General features: G+C 33.7%; 1 protein-coding gene. It reads left to right on the top strand.

Annotated elements, in window-relative coordinates:
* Positions 1-102: 102 nt before the first annotated feature.
* Positions 103-960, top strand: a complete 858-nt coding sequence (locus FYJ66_RS09125) for a transposase (protein ID WP_154573185.1) — start codon at positions 103-105, stop codon at positions 958-960.
* Positions 961-992: the final 32 nt, after the last annotated feature.

Genomic DNA, 992 nt, shown 5'->3' with positions numbered 1-992 from the left:
ACTAGAAGCTATTGTAAACTTTGTGTACTACCAACAGAGCTGTAACTCTGATTCTGATTTCTTTTGATACTATGTCATTGAAATTAGAGAGGAGATGATCTTATGATCGAAAACGATGCTTTCAAACTGCTGTTAATCAATCTTTTTCACCTGAATCCTGATGATATTGCCAATATTCTCTGTACTACGTTCAATAAGATGATGGTTCTTGTTGTAACTCTTACAGATAAACATCAGGCTTGTCCTTACTGTGGGTTTACTGCGCCTAAAATCAAGGAATATGTAACCAAGGAGATCACTCATTCGGCTCTTACCACACAGAAATGCATAATAAAATACAGGGCAAGACGCTACAAATGCTCATGTTGTGGAAAGACCTATTATGAATTCAATCCTTTTGTCTTCAAATCTCAGAAAATATCGATCCTTACTGTACATAATATTCTGAAGGATCTGAAAGATTTCAATGAGACATTTACTTCCGTTGCCAGACGATATCATGTTTCTCCAACTTCTGTATCCACCATCTTTGATAAACATGTGGATATTGGCAGAAACCCGCTTCCGGAAATCATTAATTTTGATGAGGTATATGCCTTCAAATCCGAAAAGAGTAAGTATGTCTGTGTTCTTCTTGATTTTAAAAAGCAGATTCCCGTTGATGTTCTGCCGAACCGTAAAAAAGAATATCTTTTAAACTACTTTCAAAAGATCCCTTTAGAAGAACGCAAAAAGGTAAAATACGCCTGTTCAGACATGTATGAAGTATATCGAGATGTCGTACATAAGGTGTTTCCATGTTCTTGTATGCTTTTGGATTATTTTCATCTTTCACAAGATTTCCATAGGAAAATGAATGAGGTACGTATCAAAGTCATGAATTTTTTTAAATTTTTTATTTCTTCTTTTTCATATTATCTTCTCAAAAAATTCAACTGGCTGTTATTTTATAATCCATAAGATTTTTATAAATATGGAAGTCTGTTTTTTGT

Source organism: Allobaileyella intestinalis (assembly GCF_009695865.1).
Taxonomy (GTDB): domain Bacteria; phylum Bacillota; class Clostridia; order Peptostreptococcales; family Anaerovoracaceae; genus Allobaileyella; species Allobaileyella intestinalis.
Note: the sequence above shows the minus strand (reverse complement) of the source record. Positions and strands in the feature narration are given on the sequence as shown.